The sequence below is a fragment of the Asanoa hainanensis genome (assembly GCF_900188485.1).
GTDB classification, from domain to species: domain Bacteria; phylum Actinomycetota; class Actinomycetes; order Mycobacteriales; family Micromonosporaceae; genus Asanoa; species Asanoa hainanensis.
The window spans coordinates 305,312-320,586 of sequence record NZ_FZPH01000006.1 but is presented as its reverse complement, the minus strand read 5'-3'; the positions used below and the strand labels follow the sequence as shown (position 1 = coordinate 320,586).

Sequence of the window (15,275 nt, the reverse complement as noted above, 5' to 3'; positions counted from 1 at the left end):
GCGCGCGGTCAGGTTCATCCGGCACAGTTAGGCGCGTGACAGTCGATCTCGAGCAGCCGCCGGTGGATACGCGCGCTGGGCTGCGCTCTGAGATCTTGATCGTGCTGGGGTTGTCGCTCGGCCAGTCAGCGGTGTATTCGCTGGTCACGATCGTGGCTCGGTTGACGGCCGATCGGCCGCTGTCGCAGCAGACCGCCACGCTGAACCCGTCGCAGTCGGTGCGGCCTTATCTGGATCTGACGTACCAGGTGCTGGGGATCTTCTTCGCTCTGATCCCGGTGATGTTGGCGCTGTACCTGCTGTCGCGGGATTCCTCGCCGCGGGCTCTGCTGGGCCTGGACGCGCGGCGGCCTTGGTTTGATCTTGGCTGGGGCTTCGCGTTGGCGGCTTTGATCGGGCTGCCTGGGCTCGGGTTGGTCTGGATCGCGGCGCAGTTGGGGATCAACGCCAACCTGGTGCCGGCGGCGTTGCCGTCGGTGTGGTGGGCGGTCCCGGTTTTGATCTTGTCAGCGGCGCAGAACGCGGTGCTGGAAGAGATCGTGGTGGTCGGGTACCTGGTCACCCGGTTGCGGCAACTCGGCTGGAAACTGCCTTACGTGGTTTTGGCTTCCGCGGTGCTGCGGGGGTCGTACCACCTGTATCAGGGCTTCGGCGCGTTCGTCGGCAACGCGGTCATGGGGGTCGTGTTCGCGCTGTTCTTCATCCGGGCTAAGCGTGTGCTGCCGTTGGTGGTCGCGCACACGCTGCTGGATGTCGTCGCGTTCGTGGGCTATTCGCTGTTGCCTCGTGACTGGTTCAGCTGGCTCTGAAGCGCTGGATCGCCCTGGCTGCGACGCGCTCGGAGTTGAGGCTGGCGGTGGCGGCTCCTCCGGCCGCGGCCAGACCTGGCCACCAACGGGTGAGGATCTTGAGCGCGGCCCAGGTGGCGGTCTTGCCGGCCGCGGTGATCGGGGCTCGGCTGGCGCTGTGGCCTGGTTCGCCGTCGATGGCGGCCTGGGCAGAGACATGATCCTGGTGTACGCCGGTCAGGACCAGAATGTCGGCCGCGGTGGCTTGTTTGCCGTAGGCGGCCGCGATGTGGGTGATGAGCTCGGCGTTGACCCAGCTGGTGCCGGCCAGATCGGCGGCAGCGGACCAGCCGTTGGCGAAGCTGGCCGTGGCTCCGGTGGCGGTGGCCTTGCGGGTGAAGCGACGCTGAGCGAGCCGGGCGACGCCGTCGGGGGTCGCGGTCGGGTAGGTCGCGCGGATCTCCCGGGCCCAGTCGGCCGCCTTCGGAGCGAGGCGCTCAGCGGCGGCGACGGCGGCGAGCTCGGGGAGCCGGCGCAGCGATCCGCCCGGCGTGGTGGCCGGCTCGGTCTCCGCGATCGTGGCCGGCGGCGTTTGGATCGACATACCTGAGGTCTCCTCGGCAACCGCTGCTGGCTCGATGTGGTGCTCGTCAACGACGGGTGCTGCCTTCTTGGCCGGGACTCGCTTCGCTTTCGGTGGTGCGGCGGTAGGTGCCTGGTCCTCGTCCGCAGTGATCGCCTTACGGCGGGCGGGGATCTTGGCCGGGGTCTTCGTGGTGGCGGGCGCGGGGTCCTTGACCACGTCGGCCTGGTCTTCGCCGGCGGCCCGTGACGCGGGAGCCGCTTTCGCCGCCGCGCCATCGGTGGCCACCTCGTCTTTGGCGGCGGAGCGCGCCGCCGGTACCGCCTTGGCAGCAGCGGGCGCCGCACTGGCGTCGTCGCTGGCGGACGGTGCGGTGGGCATCCGCGGGGCTGACTCGGAAGTTGCGGCTGCAGTGATCTCCTGTTTCGAAGTGCTGGTGCGTGCTGCCGGTGGCCGCTTGGCCGGGGCCGCTTGCTCTTGAGCGGCGGCCTGCGGCCGAGCGGCAGCATCTGGCGTCGGCGGCGTTCGCTTGGCCGGGGCTGGCACCTGGGCGGCCGGTTGTGGCGCGGCGGTGGCGTCTGCTGCCGGCGGAGTGCGCTTGGCTGGGACGGCCTTCTTGGCCGGGGCTGGCACCTGCCTGGCCGGTTGCGGCGCAGCGGTGGTCCCTGCCGCCGATGAAGCGCGCTTGGATGGGACGGCCTTCTTCGCAGGGGCTGGCACCTGGGTTGCCTGCTGCGGCCCAGCGGCGGCGTCCGACCCTGACGGAGTGCGCTTTGCCGGGTCGGCCTTCTTCGCTGGGGCCTTTTCGATGGGCAGCTCCGCGGCCGTCTGCGCCCTCTTACGCGGGCGCGGCGTCGCGGCTGGCGTGGCGTCCGTCACGTTCACGTCTGATTTCGAAGCGTCTGCCGCCGCCGGCTTGTCGTTACCGCCCGCGGCGGGGCCATCCGCTGCACTCTTGCGCGGCCGAACGGTGGCGGCAGGTTCGGCAGCCTCGGTCGGCGGCTGGAAGAGTATCGCCGGCGGCTGCTTGGGCCTGTCCCCAGCCCGAGGCTGCGGCGCCCGCTGATCAGCAGGCTCAGGCGGAGCGGTAAACGCGGCCTCAGCAGGCCGCGGACGCCGCCGTCCAGCCGGCTGCTCCGGCTCTTTGGCACCGGTTCCCATGGTTTGGCAGCGTAGTCCCGCGACCGGCGGTTCACAGGTTGCAAGAGCCGCAAGTCTGCAGGGAACGACCGGCGGAGGTCGCTTTGCCCGGTCCCGGCCACGACCTGTATCCTCGACCGGCGGTGGTCTACAGCCACCGTTGGAGACTTCGCCTAGTCTGGTCTATGGCGCCGCACTGCTAATGCGGTTGGGGTTAACCGCCCCTCCCGGGTTCGAATCCCGGAGTCTCCGCGCCAAACCCAGCGTGTATGCTGGCGTGGCACCTGCGCCCGTAGCTCAACGGATAGAGCATCTGACTACGGATCAGAAGGTTAGGGGTTCGAGTCCCTTCGGGCGCGCAAACGGCCACTGAGCTGCGGCTCAGTGGCCATTTTTGCCTCACGATCGCGACCCAGCACGTGACGTCGTCATTCTCGATTTCCGTGCCAGCACCGCGCACTGGCCACGGGCCGTCCCCGAGCGCACACCAGCGCGCTGATGTTGCGCCCGCGCTGACGGGCCATGCCGCTGCGGCCTATCACGCGAGTTCGTCCGAACAGGACCACGGCCTCTGCCTCGCTTGCGGTCTCCTCGTTGCCGGGCCGGACGTGCGCCGCGCGGTGTGCCGGAGTTGGTGCGGGTAGAACTGGCGGGGATGCCGGTCCGATCGCAATGACGCTCCAACATCTGAGGTCCGACCTGCGGAACCGCGTTCAGGGTCGGCTAGTGCTAATCCGACTGTCGCTCGTGCTCAGGATGTAGACCACCCGGCACGGGCACTTCTCCTGTCCGGTCGTCGGCTACGGTGCGTGCCGTGGATGAGGAGATGCGGCCGTATAACCCGCTGGATCGGGTAGAGCTTGGCAAGAGCGTCGAACGCGCTCTACTCGCTCGCCCTCTCGTCAGCCTTGATGGATTTCTGGCGAGGAATCCAAAGCACCAGCCAGAGCTGCGGTACCCGAAGTTCCCGGGCGCTGGTCTGTACGCCCTTTACTACCGTGGAACCCTCGCCTGCTATGCGAAGATCGCTCTGCCGGTCCCGCCCGACCGGCAAATCCCGATTTACGTCGGCCGGGCTCGGCCCAAGGGCGCGCGACAGGGCGCGTTGGGGCTGAGCTCGACTTCTGATGGCCCAGTTCTCTTCCAGCGCCTGCGCGAGCACGCCCGGTCGATACTCGCCGCGCATGAACCAAACGTGTCCGGTGATACCCGGTCCCTTTCGATTTTGGACTTCACATGCAGGTACTTGGTGGCAGATGAAATTTGGGTTCCGCTTGGCGAAGCGTTACTAATCGGTCGTTATCGACCGGTCTGGAACGTGGTGGTTGACGGCTTTGGCAACCACCATCAGGGAAGCGGGAGGGACAAACAGGCGCAATCGCTTTGGGACACCTTGCACCCGGGGAGATCGTTCGCCAAACGGCTGCCGCCGTCCGCGTCAACGGCCCGTGAGATTGAGGCAAGGGTCGTTCGGCATCTGGCGGAGACCGAGTCGCCGGACCTCGATCGCACGCCGTCGATTGATGACGAGGTCATGCGGGCGCTGAACCAAGAAAGAGACTGACCGCACACGTTGGGTGCGGGGGAGTCCCTAGTGAACGGCGCTGGTGGGTCGGGGGATTTCAGGCCTCTTCCGACCCGTTGACCGAGGACGACACGGCCCGGGCGCGGCGCAGGGCGATGGTATGGGTGGTCGGACTTATGAGTCGGACGGCCATCCGTCAACGGCACCTGTACACCTTGAGAAGTCAGAGGAATATCCTGACGGCTCGGCTGCCTACCCAAACAGTGTGACGCACCTGAACGCCATCTCGTCGCGAACCAGAGACGACCGTGATGGTCGATTGCTGGCGCGACCGTCGCACCGATGTAGCGCTAGTCGCAACGAACTGGAGGAGATCGGGTTGTCACAGTGGCGGGAAGACGTACCCACCGAAGGTTCGGTTCATCTGCCGCCAGACGCGCACGCGCTCGATGGCATCGGCCGTAACCACAGCCTGGAGACAGCGCTGGCTGACCTTATCGACAACGCCATCGACGCGTCCGCGACGGAGGTTGTGGTCAGATTTGTCCAGCGGCAGGGAAAGCTACGCTCGCTGTACCTGGCTGACAACGGCCACGGGATCGCTCCGGCCGAGATCGACTCCGCAATGACGGTCGGCGGTCGGCGGGACTACCACCGTGGAAGTTTGGGTAAATTTGGCCTTGGCATGAAGGCGGCCTCGTTCAGCCAAGCCCGAAGCCTGACTGTGCTGACCCGCACCCCCGATGGCGTCGCGAGCGGCCGTCGGTGGCACCTCGACAGCGCCGCTGACTTCCGATGTGACATCGTGGCGCCGGAGTTCGTCATGGAAGAAGTGGATCGGGACTGGGGATTCAAGTCGTCCGGCGCGGGCGGGCGCACCGTCATCCGGTGGGACGACGTCACAGGCTTCACTGCTACCGACGACCGTGACCGTGTTCAAAGCTTCCTTACCGCCACGATCACGAAGATTCTGAACCACCTTGGACTCGTGCTGCATCGTTTTCTCGCCAAGGGCGCCCTTCGTGTCTTCGTAGACGTCGAAGACGTCGACCGCGGTGCGATTGGCGCGCGCTTCGAAGCCGAACCACTGAACCCATTTGGTTACCACCATCCCGGAAACCCTGGCTACCCGAAAATTCTCACGGCCAAGCGCGACGGTATGTCGCTCAACCTCGCGTGCCACATCTGGCCCGGGCGCTCGAAGCTGGCGGCGTTCAAGCTTCCCGGCGGAGCGATCGAGCGCCAGGGCCTCTACTTCTATCGTGCCGACCGGCTCCTCCACGCGGGCGGATGGGATGGCTTGACCGTGGCTGACCCTCGGTTGCAGCTGGCCCGTATCGCGATCGACATCACCGACGACATCGCGGGCCTGTTCTCCATGAATCCCGAGAAGTCTCGGATCACCGTGGGCCCAGACTTCGCCCATCTGATCGAAGCGGCCCGGAGCGCTGACGGTTCCACGATCGGCGACTACCTGCGAGACGCGGAAAGCACGTATAAACGCTCGCGAGAGCGTAGCCGGGACCGCCGCAAGATGCTTCCGCCGGGAAAGGGATTTGAGCCGTCCCTCAAGCGAGCCATCGGTGACGAAATCCCGTTCGTCGACGGGGAGGAACCGGTCGACATCCGTTGGCGGCGTGGCGATGGTCTCGACTTCTTCGTCGTCGATCGTGAGAGCCGGACGATCTGGCTTAACGACCGCTACCGACAGTCGATCATCGGGGAGGCCCGTGGTGGGCTCAACGACGCGCCGCTGGTCAAAGCGCTCCTTTATCTGCTGATAGAGGATGTGTTCCGTGGCGAGTACCTCGGCGCCAAGGACAAAGACAACATAGCGTTGTGGCAGGAAGTCCTGACTGCCGCCGTGCGGTCCCAGCTCGCGCGGAGCACACGGCAGTGATCACCCCAAAACGTCATCTCAGCCTCGCTGGGTTCCGCGACTACCTGTCCAGCGGTGTCTCCATCGCGCACCCCATCGATGGCGAACCGCCGCTCCTTCTGATCATCGATCCACACGTGCCGGCTCTGACCTTGCGTGGTCCCCTTCAAGACGGCGTAGCCGTCCCGAGCATCAACACGGAGAACATCAGTGTCAGCAAGTGGGCGCGTGGACCGAACCAGCTCCAACTCGTCATCACTGACGCCGAGCTGTTCCTCGACGCTTATCCGCTGTTGTGCGCCATCGCCGACCGCGTCCAGCTAGGCGGCCACGACTTCGCGGCGGCGATCGCGGAGACTGTCAAGAGTTTGCGGTCGCTGCTGCAACGTGGACGTACGCTGTCCAGACACCGGGAACTCGGCCTCTGCGGAGAGCTCCTCGTACTACTCGGCGCCTGCCGCCACCTCGGCCCCGACGAGGCGATCGCCGGCTGGCGAGGACCGCACTCGGAGGAGCACGACTTCTCCGTCGCCGGCATGGACGTCGAGGTCAAAACGACCGCGACGGAACGCCGCGCGCACTGGATCGACTCCCTCACGCAGCTTGACGCCAATGAGGGCACGTCTCTGTGGGTGGTCTCGCATCAGCTGACCGAGGCTGGACCCCACGACGGCTGGCGTCTGCCCGACCTCGTCGACGCGGCGCGGCAAGCCTTCGCCGGGACGAGCGCGTTGACCGCCCTCAATGATCGGCTCTCGGCGGCCGGATGGTCCCAACCGTTCGCGGAGATGTGCATAACCCGGTGGCGCCGACGCTCGCCCTCCAAGGCGTTCCGAGTGACCGGCGGCTTCCCGCGTCTCACATCAGCGCAGCTCACCCAGCTGGATTACGACCGCAGTCGTCTCGTCGCTGTCAGCTACCGTATCGACCTGAGCGCGCAGCGCCCAGGAGATGTCGTCCCCGCTCTGCTCTCCGACATCATGGCCACCGAGGTGACCCTATGAACGAAGCACTCGCCCTCAGCTATCGCGACGCGCTGAACGCCATGTCGTTGCAGGGGCCGCGCCGTATCCACGCCATCGCCGCCGCGATGACCGAGGATCTCTCCATCAGCGTCGACGACGACAACCTCCGCGCGTATCTGCTGGCGGCTGGTCCCGACGATCCACTTCGGCGGCACTTCGCGGTCCGCTTGGCCACGTGGGACGCCGCCGAGGACGGTGCGTGGATCGGCGACACCGAGCCCAACACCACGGAGCGGCGAGCGCATGTCATCCAGTTGCTCGGCGTTAACGACAAGACTGCCCAAGTCCTCCTCGATCGGTTCCCTATCGTCTCCACCGATGACGTCGTCATCGACGGCGATTGGGCGCCCTGGTACACCGAGCGGCTGCGCCAAGACAAGAACTTCTACTGGGAGCACTACAGCGACCACCTGCTGAATAACCGAGGCTTCAGCGGCCCGGCTGTCGCCGGCCTCGACGCCTCGACCACCAAAGTGATCGAGCGACTCGCGGATCCAGCCGCACAGGAGCGCTACCAGTCCAAGGGCCTCGTGGTCGGCTACGTGCAGAGCGGTAAGACCGCGAACTTCACCGGTGTGATCGCCAAGGCGATCGACGCCGGATACCGGCTAATCATCGTGCTGACCGGCAGCACTGACCTGCTGCGCGCCCAGACTCAGCGGCGCCTAGACATGGAATTGGTTGGCAGGGAGAACCTTCTGCGGGGCATCAGCGAGGTTGACACCGAAGCGTTCGACTACCACTCGGATCGCGACTGGCTTGACGGGAAGTTCGTCCAGCACTGCATCCGCCCGTCGGACGCCGGACGGCCTGACATCGTCCGCTTGACCACTCGCGACTTCGATTACCGAAGTCTGCAACAAGGCATCAGCGCGCTGGACTTCGAGCGGCCCGATCGCACCAAGCCGATGTACGACCCCGCCAACCTGGCAGGCAGCAATGCTCGGCTGGTCGTTGTCAAGAAGAACGGGCCCGTTCTCGCGAAGCTTGTCAAGGACCTCGGCAAGATCACGACTCGGCTCGCCGACATCCCGGCCCTCATCGTTGACGACGAGTCGGATCAAGCTTCACCTAATACGAGCAACCCGAAGAAGTGGGTGCAGGACCAGAAGGAACGCACCACCATCAACAAACGCATAGGTGAGCTCATGGCCCTGCTTCACCGATGCCAGTACGTGGGATATACCGCGACGCCGTTCGCCAACGTCTTCATCGACCCCACCGACGCGGAGGACATCTTCCCAAGCGACTTCCTCATCTCGTTGAGTCGCCCGATTGGCTACATGGGCGCCGCTGACTTCCAGGACCTCGACGCCGACTTCAGTGATCGGCCGCTCAGCTTCGGAACGTCGAACGTCAAGGCGCACGTGCGGAAGCTGAGTGATGACCAGGACGACGAGTCACGGCTCGAGGAGGCCATTGACGCGTTCGTCCTGACCGGAGCGATCAAGCTTTACCGCGAGACGCACGGTAACGGCAAGTTTCGGCACCACACCATGCTTGTGCACCACGCGATGCAACGCGCGGTGCACTCGGAGAAGGCTGAGGATGTGCGCGCCGCGTGGCGGAGAGGCGGCTACTACTCCGCAGACTGCCTCGATCGCCTTCGTAAACTCTTCGAGGAGGATCTCGCGCCGGTCGCCCACGCCATCGCGCCGAAGGATCTCATGCCCGCCAATTTCGAGGAGCTTAGGGACCACATCGCCGAAGCCGTTCGGCGAATCGGCCGGAGTGGCGACCCTGTGATCGTCGTCAACAGTGACAAGAGTCTTGAGAATGAAGAGATCGACTTCGACGGCCGAGCGGTATGGCGCATCCTCGTCGGTGGCAACAGCCTGGCCCGCGGCTTCACCGTCGAAGGGTTGACCGTCTCGTACTACCGTCGAATGACTAAGCAGCAAGACACTCTGATGCAGATGGGTCGATGGTTTGGGTTTCGCCCACACTACAGGGACCTAGTGCGGCTCTACATCGATCCAGCCCTGCACGCCGCCTTCGAAGCGAGCTGCCGCGACGAGGAGCACTTCCGAGCCGAACTCAAGCAGTACTCCGACCCGGTCGACGGCGAGAAGCAGATCACGCCTGCGCAAATACCTCCTTTGGTGGCACAGCATCTGAGCTGGCTCAAGCCGACTGCAACGAATAAGATGTACAACGCTGAACTGGCGGAGCGTCGCTCACCCGGAATGGCGGTCGAACCCCGCGGTTGGCCGGCAAGCGCGACGTCCAAACAAGCGAATACCAATAGCTTTAAGCCGCTGCTAGACGCGGCTAATGCATACGTTCGACTGCACGGGGCGATCCCGAACGAAGAGGAATCTGCCACCTCTTGCTCTTGGGACTATCACGCTTGGATCGGGCGGGTCACTCACGAGACGCTTCTCAAAGCGATCCGTTCGCTGGATTTGGTGCCCACAGACGCTCTCACACCAGATCTGCGATGGCTTCTTTCGTTGACCGGAGAGCAAATCGATGGGTGGGTCGTCGTACTTCCTCAGCAAAAAGGTACGGGTACCCTACGTCGCATCCTGGGTCACGAGCCCATCAGCGTGTTCGTGCGGCGAAGGTTGAAGACCGACTACTACAGTGCGATCAGTGAGCTCGCCCATCGACGACCCATCGAGCTGATCAAGCGCGGACACGCGGAGATCGGTGAGGAAGCCGCCCGGCTGGTCGGAGAGCGCTCAGGGACGATCTTGATCTATCCCGTCGTCGATAGGATTGAGAGCGACTCGATACAGGATTCGGTACCGGGAACCATGGGGGGCGAGCTGAAGCCCTCTGATGTGACCTTAGCGTTTCATCTCGTCGCGCCGCGGACCGCTGTAGGCCGGGACAAGCGTCTGGTGCTGTTCACGACCAGAGTCGTATCCCAACGCAACGTCGCTATCGTCGACAAATCTTGAGTCGATAACCGAGCCAACAAGCGTCCGTTCGGCGGGCGGGCCGGCGACCAAGAGAGGCCGAAGCTTCGAGAAGCCGAGGCCCTCTCGTCTGCCGGTCCTCCAGATCAGGCATCCAACTCCGCAAGGTGGTCGAGCGTCACATGGTCGACTATCGCGGTTACGCTCCCTGGCGTGCCCACCGCGAATCACCACGCCGAGTTCAAGCTGTCGATCACCAGGGCCTTGGCAGACCAGTTGGCGGCAGCCTTGCGAACGCTAACCCCCTCCCCGTTGACGGCCGACGCGCTCGACCGGCTTCCCAAGGGTCCGGGCGTATACCAGCTCCATGTGGACGGTGCTCCGGTGTACGTGGGGAAGGCGAGCAAGTCGCTGCCCGCGAGGCTCCGCAAACACCACCGAAAGCTGTCTGGTCGGCCGATCGCCGGTGCCGTCTCGTTCGTCTGCCTCTACCTCGACGAAGACCTGGAGGCGTCGGCTCCGGAGAAGATGCTGCTCGGTAAGTACGAGGGAAAGTACGAGCGTGCCGGCGACGACCAAGCGCGGAAGCTTCCCTGGAACAACAACGGGTTCGGCAACAACGACCCGGGGCGAAGGCGCGACGGCAGCGAGGTCGAGGCGAACCACTTCGACGCGCTTTACCCGGTCAGTCTCGACCTGACGATCGACTGGCTGTCGCCGGGCCGCAGGCCGACCGGCGAGGTACTGGCCGAACTCAAGAAGGCGCTGCCTTACAACCTTCGCTTCGAGAAGGACAGCGTTCGAGCGCGTGAGGACTACAAGACGATCACGGACGTTCCGTCGCATCCCATGACCGTGCGGGCGGCGCTTCAACTCGTCGTGGCTGCGCTACCGGAAGGTTGGCAGGCGACCGCTCTCCCCGGTTATCTGATCGTCTACTACGAGAACACCAGCTACAAGAGCGCTCAATGCTGGTGGAGGCGCTCAGGCACTGGCGTTGTCGAGACCTCGGGACCCCGCTTGTTCGCTCCGGCAACGGAAATAGCGGAGGAATCGAGTGACGAGGACGAGGACAACTAGCGACCGCTCGGATTCGAGCACCGCTGACCTAGTCGCCCGCGAGAGCACGATGGATCCGGTCCAGCGTCTCCAACGCCGAGTCCTCCTCGACATCGTCCGCCCAGCGCGCGCGAAACGCGGATTGGTCGGCCATCACGACTCGCAACGCGGCCCTGGCGAGCTCTCTCAAGTGCGGTGTCGGTGTGATGTCTCCGGTGCACGCGAGAAACACAGGCGCGTACGGGGTAGTTGGATCGGCGATGCCGGTTAGGAGTTGCAGAACCGTCGCGGCGGCGGCGACGACCTCTGAAGCGCCTCGGTCCGACAGCTCGGTTGGACGACGAACGGCATCCGCCAGAGTCCGCTCGACGAACTCGGACCGCTCGTTCGGGGCGAGACGACGGAGGTTGTCGCACCACTCGACGGCCTCGTCGTTGTCGAACGGCCCCACGTTCCAGGTGGCCATTCTCCTCCTTGTCGAGTGGTGGCCCCGCACCACCTAACGTCGCGGCTAGCCAGGTCCGACGCCCAATCTATTGCCAAGCCGTGAGCGCCGGCTCGAGGGGCGGCCGGTGAGCGTCCCGCGCGGCGTGCTGGGGCCTCCCAGCGGTGCGCTCGAACCGCTCAAGTGTTCGAAGAACGTCGCGTGGCGGTGCTGCAAGATCATAAAGTCCGCGGTACGCTTCCGCCATGGTTGAACAGTCGATGTCTACCATCGAGGACCGGACGAGCGTCGAGCTCTTCGCCGGGGGTGGTGGTCTGGCGATGGCCGTCGCGAAGGCCGGTTTCCGGCCCCTGCTGTTCAACGAGTTCAACAAGCGCGCGTGCGAGACGTTGCGGGCGAACAAGGCCGACCCCTGCGCACCGGGCGAGACGCCACCGATCCCCGAGCGTGGCCAGCCGGCGCCTTTGGTCGAGGGTGACGTCGCTCAGATCGACTTCGACTACCTCAAGGGAAGAGTCGACGTCCTCGCCGGTGGACCTCCGTGTCAGCCCTTCAGCCTCGGCGGGGTCGCCAAGGGCGACGGTGACAGCCGGAACGGCTTCCCCCATATGTTCAGGGCCATCCGGCAGATGGAGCCGAAGGTCGTCATCTGCGAGAACGTGCGCGGCCTGCTTAGGCCCTCGTTCATGCCGTACTTCAACTACATAAAGCGTGAACTCTCGCTGCCCTTCGAGGAGCGTGGGCACGGGAGCACCTGGCAACAACACAACGAGGTGCTCGAGCACATGCTGGAGTCGGTCACAGTTGACCGGCATGAGCGCTACGACGTGCGGCACTACCCGGTCAACGCCGCAGACTACGGTGTTCCGCAGATCCGCAACCGTGTCATCATGATCGCGTTCCGGCAAGATCTCGGAGTGGATTGGGATCGCTTCGAGAAGTTGATCGAGCCAAAGTTCTCCGAGGCGGCGTTACACGAGGCGATGAGAAGTGGCGCCTACTGGGAACGCCATCCTGAGATCCCGAAGGACGTGCGAGCTCGAGTCATGGAGGACGTCCCCGCGCAGCCCCTGACGTTGACCGACAACGAGCGTCGCCAACCCTGGCGGACGCTGCGGGATGCGATCAAGGGAGTCGACGGGCCTCCGCTGCCGCCAGTCGAGAAGCTCGATCGCACTGAATATCATCTCGGCGGGTTCACCGACCACATTGGCTGGCCAGACGCTCGGATTTACCCTGGACATACGCCTAACGTGCTGGATCGTCCCGCTAAGACAGTCAAGGCTGGCGTCCATGGCGTTCCGGGAGGTGAATCCGTGATGCTGCTCGATGATGGAACCCACCGCTATATGACTGTCCGCGAGACTGCGCGCGTGATGACCTTCCCTGACGATTGGGTACTCGCCGGACCGCGTGGTGAGAAGATGCGTCAACTCGGCAACGCTGTTCCTGTACTGCTCGGTCAGGCGTTCGCCAGCGCCGTCGCGACTGTCCTAGATGAGGCCGAAGCAGCTAAATGAGCCCCGCGCTAGACGCCGAGCCCGGACGGTGGAAAGACAAGCCGCCGCCGGACCGGGCTTGGCGAGGACGACCGGGTTTAACCCGAGCTGAGCGGACCGCGGAGCAAGATCGCGCTGCGGGCGGCAACGGTCGCCGTCTCGTTGATCTGCCAGACGGCAGAACGGCGCAGGCGTCGGTCGAGCTGAAGGTCCTGCCCAACACACGACGCATCCGGGCGTACCTTCGCTGGTCAGATAAAGGAAGGTCCCCGGCGAAGTACCTAGGTGAGGTTAGTGAGGCCACGCGGGCACGTAACCTCGCAGCGGCCTGGCGCATGGCATTCGAGCAAGAGTTACTGATCGTTCGTGAGGCGTCGGGTGCCTCATGGGCGAGTTCTCCGGCAACGCGCAGCGTCATGCGCGCCAATCGGAGCAGGGACACCAAGCCAGAACTCGCCTTGAGATCCGCGATTCACAGGCTAGGCCTTCGCTTCCGCGTAGACGCGCCACTCGTTGACGGACTTAGGCGCCGAGCGGACGTCGTGTTCCCCAAGGCGCGGATCGCGGTCTTCTCCGATGGTTGCTATTGGCACGGATGCCCCGAGCACTACCGGCCCGCGACTCAAAACGGCGAGTTTTGGAGGGAGAAGATCGCGGCTAACCGTGCTCGCGACGGGGACACCGACGAACGGCTTCGCCAAGCAGGCTGGTCTGTCATCAGAGTATGGGAGCACGAGGACCCAGTCGATGCGGCTGAGCGGATCGCGCATGTAGTCCGAGCGCGATCGGGCGCATCGCCTCCCTAGGCGGCTTCGCGCGGAGGCGAAGTCATCGCGAGTCGCCGAGCTGGGCGGGCGCGGAGTGCCTCCGATTCTCGGAGATGGCTTTGTCTTCACGGCCACTGAGAGGGCCCGCGCCACACCACGACGTAGGCCCTCTCGCACCGGGTCAGCAGCGCACTTCGGTTTCCTTTTGCGCTACGTCTGAGATGCCGCCCAGGGCTCGCGTACACACCGACAGGGTGTTGGCGCCCAGCGACCAGACGTCCGGCCCGCTCGAGCACTGCAGGTCCCGCAACGTCGTTCCCGTGACGATCGATGTGCAGACCTGGTACGCGCCGTGGGTTGAGCGGTACTGCTGCCACACGTAGGTGTACGCGTAGTTCTTGCCGCAGCCCTTGTACTGCTTCACCGACGCCGCGGTCATCCCGCCGACCGTCACGTATGCGGTGGCTCCGATCTGGACCGAGCCCGCGCACCGTGGGTTGACCTCCGCGTGTGCTGGGCCCGCGAACGCCAGCGCCGTCGGCACCGCCAGGGCGGCCGCTGCGAACAGGCGTACGCCCCTTCGGGAAAGACTCTTCATCGCTGATCTCCTTCGATGCACCGTGGCTGGGTCGCCGGCCACCACATTGATGCCTGTCCGCGTGCGTTCGGTACCCTCTTACACGCCCTGACAACGCCTGACGACGACGTCTGACATGGGGGACGGATGAGGGACGAGCGTGCTGCCGCGGAGTTGACTCAGGACCGGATCGCCACCGAAGCGTTTGCCGAGCAGTTGCGGGCGCTGCGCTCCGATGTGGGCGGTCCGTCGTTTCGGAAGATGGCCGGGCGGTCGGGGCGGATCTCCCACACGACGTTGCACGAGGCCGCTGCCGGCACCCGATTTCCTTCCTGGGAGACCACGCGCGAGTTCGTCCGGGCCTGCGACGCCGACGAAGCCCTGTGGCGTACCCGGTGGGAAGACGCCCAACGCCGCGAACCCGAGGTCGCGGCAGCCAATGTGGACCCGGTCGCTGAGGTGGCGGCGGACATCGAGCCGGAACACAAGGACGAGCCGCGGCGGCACCGGTGGTGGTGGCTTGCCGCCGCGGCCGCGGTCGTTCTGGCCGCCGTTGTCGGCATCACCCACCCGTGGTCGTCTCCGAGCGGGTCCAGCGCCGCGCCGGCGCCCACGTCATCCCCGACGCCGTCCACCACACCGTTCTCCGACTCGCTGATCCCCGGCGACTCCAGCAAGTTCGTCGGCGACGTCACCATTCCCGACGGTACGAAGGTGAAGGTCGACGCCGAATTCATCAAGGTGTGGGCCCTCGCCAACGTCGGAAAGGTCGACTGGCACAACCGTTACCTGGCCCGGATCAACCCCACCGCCGACGCGGACGGCTGCCAGACCCCGGATCGGGTGCAGATCGGCGACACGCCGCCCGGCGACCAGGTGATGATCAGCGTTCCGGTGACCGCGCCCAGCCGTCCCGGGAAGTGCTGGGTCAGCTGGAAGATGGTCGATGCCAACGGGAAGGAATACTTTCCCACCCGCCGGCCCGTGTACTTCATGGTCAACGTCATCGCCTGACAAGCTGACAACACCGCATTCAGCCAGGTCAGTGCCGGCCTGGCGATTCTGACAGCCCGGCGGTCTACCGAACACCCGACGCCTCCTCGCAAGGTGATGTCCGTTCCACA

Annotated in this window: 12 protein-coding genes and 2 tRNA genes; 11 read left to right on the top strand and 3 right to left on the bottom strand. The window is 65.1% G+C overall.

The window, feature by feature from the left end; all coding sequences use genetic code 11:
- Window positions 1-35: 35 nt before the first annotated feature.
- Entirely contained in the window at window positions 36-809 is a 774-nt protein-coding gene (locus CHC05_RS17690) for a CPBP family intramembrane glutamic endopeptidase (protein WP_089250100.1), read from the top strand.
- On the opposite strand, the gene CHC05_RS17685 is transcribed toward CHC05_RS17690, so the two are convergent.
- On the bottom strand, window positions 796-1,752 hold the full coding sequence (locus tag CHC05_RS17685; protein ID WP_089250098.1) for a hypothetical protein: 957 nt from the start codon (window positions 1,750-1,752) through the stop codon (window positions 796-798). The genes CHC05_RS17690 and CHC05_RS17685 overlap by 14 nt on opposite strands.
- Window positions 1,753-2,673: 921 nt before the next feature.
- Here CHC05_RS17685 and CHC05_RS17680 point away from each other — a divergent pair.
- From CHC05_RS17680 to CHC05_RS17650, 7 genes are all read left to right on the top strand, one after another.
- A tRNA-Ser gene (locus tag CHC05_RS17680) sits at window positions 2,674-2,763 on the top strand.
- 34 nt (window positions 2,764-2,797) lie between these two features.
- A tRNA-Arg gene (locus tag CHC05_RS17675) sits at window positions 2,798-2,870 on the top strand.
- A 455-nt stretch (window positions 2,871-3,325) separates the two neighbouring features.
- Entirely contained in the window at window positions 3,326-4,075 is a 750-nt protein-coding gene (locus tag CHC05_RS17670; RefSeq protein ID WP_218824580.1) for an Eco29kI family restriction endonuclease, read from the top strand.
- Between the two features lie 226 nt (window positions 4,076-4,301).
- Entirely contained in the window at window positions 4,302-5,936 is a 1,635-nt protein-coding gene (locus tag CHC05_RS17665) for an ATP-binding protein (protein ID WP_245870965.1), read from the top strand.
- Window positions 5,933-6,919: a PD-(D/E)XK motif protein gene (locus CHC05_RS17660; protein ID WP_179266241.1), complete on the top strand. Its 987-nt coding sequence runs from the start codon at window positions 5,933-5,935 to the stop codon at window positions 6,917-6,919. Before CHC05_RS17665 ends, CHC05_RS17660 begins: the two co-directional genes overlap by 4 nt.
- Window positions 6,916-9,846, top strand: coding sequence for a Z1 domain-containing protein (locus CHC05_RS17655; protein WP_089250092.1), 2,931 nt, complete (start codon window positions 6,916-6,918; stop codon window positions 9,844-9,846). Before CHC05_RS17660 ends, CHC05_RS17655 begins: the two co-directional genes overlap by 4 nt.
- Window positions 9,847-10,017: 171 nt before the next feature.
- The gene (locus tag CHC05_RS17650) at window positions 10,018-10,884 is read left to right on the top strand and encodes a GIY-YIG nuclease family protein (protein WP_144022642.1); all 867 of its coding nucleotides are present in this window, start codon (window positions 10,018-10,020) and stop codon (window positions 10,882-10,884) included.
- A gap of 28 nt (window positions 10,885-10,912) precedes the next feature.
- Here the strand turns inward: CHC05_RS17650 and CHC05_RS17645 are convergent, their stop codons facing one another.
- Window positions 10,913-11,329: a DUF4259 domain-containing protein gene (locus CHC05_RS17645; protein ID WP_089250088.1), complete on the bottom strand. Its 417-nt coding sequence runs from the start codon at window positions 11,327-11,329 to the stop codon at window positions 10,913-10,915.
- Window positions 11,330-11,553: 224 nt separating this feature from the next.
- Here CHC05_RS17645 and CHC05_RS17640 point away from each other — a divergent pair, with 224 nt between their 5' ends.
- Both CHC05_RS17640 and CHC05_RS43285 read left to right on the top strand, forming a co-directional pair.
- Window positions 11,554-12,828 carry a DNA cytosine methyltransferase gene (locus CHC05_RS17640; protein WP_089250086.1) on the top strand — a complete coding sequence of 425 codons (1,275 nt, stop codon included), beginning with the start codon at window positions 11,554-11,556 and terminating at the stop codon, window positions 12,826-12,828.
- Complete coding sequence (locus tag CHC05_RS43285; RefSeq protein WP_089250084.1) at window positions 12,825-13,613, top strand: very short patch repair endonuclease; 789 nt, start codon at window positions 12,825-12,827, stop codon at window positions 13,611-13,613. Before CHC05_RS17640 ends, CHC05_RS43285 begins: the two co-directional genes overlap by 4 nt.
- 142 nt (window positions 13,614-13,755) lie before the next feature.
- On the opposite strand, the gene CHC05_RS17630 is transcribed toward CHC05_RS43285, so the two are convergent.
- Window positions 13,756-14,172, bottom strand: coding sequence for a hypothetical protein (locus CHC05_RS17630; RefSeq protein WP_144022641.1), 417 nt, complete (start codon window positions 14,170-14,172; stop codon window positions 13,756-13,758).
- A gap of 126 nt (window positions 14,173-14,298) precedes the next feature.
- On the opposite strand from CHC05_RS17630, the gene CHC05_RS17625 reads away from it, so the two are divergent.
- On the top strand, window positions 14,299-15,165 hold the full coding sequence (locus CHC05_RS17625; protein WP_089250080.1) for an NBR1-Ig-like domain-containing protein: 867 nt from the start codon (window positions 14,299-14,301) through the stop codon (window positions 15,163-15,165).
- Window positions 15,166-15,275: the final 110 nt, after the last annotated feature.

What these genes read in the sequence shown, in the direction of transcription:
- CHC05_RS17640 (WP_089250086.1), top strand. Translation starts at nt 11,554, where the DNA reads ATGGTTGAACAGTCGATGTCTACCATCGAGGACCGGACGAGCGTCGAG.
- CHC05_RS17645 (WP_089250088.1), bottom strand. Translation starts at nt 11,329, where the DNA reads ATGGCCACCTGGAACGTGGGGCCGTTCGACAACGACGAGGCCGTCGAG.
- CHC05_RS17630 (WP_144022641.1), bottom strand. Translation starts at nt 14,172, where the DNA reads ATGAAGAGTCTTTCCCGAAGGGGCGTACGCCTGTTCGCAGCGGCCGCC.
- CHC05_RS17625 (WP_089250080.1), top strand. Translation starts at nt 14,299, where the DNA reads ATGAGGGACGAGCGTGCTGCCGCGGAGTTGACTCAGGACCGGATCGCC.
- CHC05_RS43285 (WP_089250084.1), top strand. Translation starts at nt 12,825, where the DNA reads ATGAGCCCCGCGCTAGACGCCGAGCCCGGACGGTGGAAAGACAAGCCG.
- CHC05_RS17685 (WP_089250098.1), bottom strand. Translation starts at nt 1,752, where the DNA reads ATGCCCACCGCACCGTCCGCCAGCGACGACGCCAGTGCGGCGCCCGCT.
- CHC05_RS17655 (WP_089250092.1), top strand. Translation starts at nt 6,916, where the DNA reads ATGAACGAAGCACTCGCCCTCAGCTATCGCGACGCGCTGAACGCCATG.